This is a genomic window from Bradyrhizobium sp. PRIMUS42 (assembly GCF_023006515.1).
GTDB lineage: Bacteria > Pseudomonadota > Alphaproteobacteria > Rhizobiales > Xanthobacteraceae > Bradyrhizobium.
In genome coordinates this window covers 1-573 of sequence record NZ_JALBGZ010001489.1, presented here as the reverse complement: position 1 = coordinate 573, position 573 = coordinate 1, and the positions used below count along the sequence as shown (strand labels likewise).

Below are 573 nucleotides of genomic sequence, written 5' to 3'. Positions count from 1 at the left end.
CGCCTGCTTGGCCGCCCCGGCCGGGGTCAGGGCGGAAAACGCGACCATCGCCGCCAGCGTCACAAGTCCGGGAGGGCCCCAACGCCGCATCGCCAAGGTGGATTGCGCCGTCGTCAGTCGGTTTTTCATGCCATCCTCGGTCGAAATGCCAGTCCGCTTGGCCCGGTCACACGTCAGATTGCGATCACGGGATTAAGAAATCGCAGCCGCCATACGTTCCGTCTGTGGCAATATTCGGCTCGTTCCGGCGACAAGTCTCTCATATACGACCGCTTGGGCAGGCGGAAGGCGGTTAACAGCCGGGCTGGTCCGAGGCTGGTGGCCTATCGCTGCGGCAGAATGTCCGCCTCTGCCGGGCGGCGAGGCCCACGCCCAACGGAGGCGCGTTAGACGCCCACGGCCTTACGGTTGAAGGTCCGGAGGAAACGCAGCGACAGCGTCCGGACATTGGCGACGTTGAGGAGCCAGGCGGTCGCGACATAAGCAAGACCGCCGGCAAGGCTGACGATGGCGAGCGCCACGAGGCCGGTGCCGCCCGCTTGCGATCGCGCCAGCAGGATCGCGGCCGCCATC

The 573-nt window shown here is 66.3% G+C and carries 1 pseudogene; it reads right to left on the bottom strand.

Going from position 1 to position 573, the window contains the following annotated elements:
• Nucleotides 1–386: 386 nt before the first annotated feature.
• A pseudogene (locus MOV75_RS41240) lies at nucleotides 387–573 on the bottom strand (hypothetical protein); the annotation flags it as partial.